1 protein-coding gene is annotated in these 1,375 nt (G+C 70.3%); it reads right to left on the minus strand.

Going from position 1 to position 1,375, the window contains the following annotated elements; genetic code table 11:
* Nucleotides 1–34: 34 nt before the first annotated feature.
* Complete coding sequence (locus tag ABD358_RS28305) at nucleotides 35–1,222, minus strand: ISAs1 family transposase (RefSeq protein WP_344634014.1); 1,188 nt, start codon at nucleotides 1,220–1,222, stop codon at nucleotides 35–37.
* Nucleotides 1,223–1,375: the final 153 nt, after the last annotated feature.

Genomic DNA, 1,375 nt, shown 5'->3' on the forward strand with positions numbered 1-1,375 from the left:
CAGGGTCCCTTGCATGATCGCGTTCTGTCCGGGTTCATCCGGTGAGGCCGAGGGCGGTCAGGGGTCTGCGGCAGTCGCGGGCGGTGTGGCGTAGGGCGGCGGCGATGTTGGTGTGGCCGCCCTGACGGTGGACGCCGATGGCAAGGTTGCGCAGGCTGGCCATGATGCGCGGGAGACGGCCGACATGGATCGTGGAGTCGTCCTCGCGGAACGTGCGGTCGCGGACGTGGTGCAGAAGATTTTCGATCCTCCAATGTCCTTTGATCCAGGCGGCGAGCTGGGCGCCGGTCGCCACGCCGGGCGGGAGGCTGGTGATCAGGTAGACCCGTTCGATGGTGAGCTTGCCGGTGGTGAAGTCCTTTCTCCAGCGAACGACTTGGAGGGCCTGGCAGGCGTCGGGGTAGTCGAGGTGGGCGAAGGCGGCGGTCTTCAGACGCCGGATCTCCGTGCGGTGGTGGGCGCGGGTGCGCTCGTGGTGGTCGAGGGTGATCTCCCGCCAGGGCAGGTGGCGGACGCGGTCGAACAGGCCGGGGTGGTTGGCCTTGACCTGGGCGATGTAGTGGGCGCCGCGTTCACGGAGGTAGGCGCCGTGGGCGTGCTGGGTGTGCAGGGCGTCGGCGGTGATGACCGTGCCGGTCAGGTCGATGGTGTCCAGCAGGGGCTTGAAGGCGGGTATCTCGTTGCTCTTGTCGGCGACCTGCCGCTGGGCGAGGACGTGGCCGGCGTGGTCCATCGCGGCGAGCAGTGTGACGTGCGGGGTCGTGGCGGTGCGCGAACCGCGCAGGGCTTTGCCGTCGACGGCGATCGCCCGCAGTCCAGCGGGCGCGGGAGTGGCGCGGGCGGTGAGGAAGGCTCCGATCGCCCTGTCCAGGGCGTCGCCGTCGAGCTGGACGAGGAGGCGGCGCACGGTGTGGGGGTGCGGAACGGACACCGTGCCGGTCAGCGGGTCGACGGGGAAGCCGAGGGCCCGGCAGGCCCAGGATGGAGCGTCTGTGATCCATTCGGTGATCGCGGTGAGTGAGCGGGCGCCGGCCAGGACGCTCGCAGCGGCGGCGGCCACCAGCGCGGTCAGCCGATAGCGACGGCCGCGGACGCCGCGTGGGTCGGGGACCAGGTCCAGGAAGCCGGACAGGCGGACCGCGTCCGTCAGCGGGACCGGCGCGGAAGTCTGGGCCAGTTGGCCCAGCGCGGTGAGCATGGGGGAAGATGCAGGAGCAGGCACGGACTCGCCAAGTGTTCATGGGACTTCGACACTCACATGATCACCGAGACCGTGCCTGCACTGCGTTCGCCCCCTGCCCGAACCGGGACGTCCCACCCCGACTCCGGGCCAGCCCGGCCTTCCGGACAGATAGCGATCATGCAACAGCCCCTG

Source organism: Streptomyces glaucosporus, from assembly GCF_039533345.1.
Lineage (GTDB): Bacteria > Actinomycetota > Actinomycetes > Streptomycetales > Streptomycetaceae > Streptomyces > Streptomyces glaucosporus.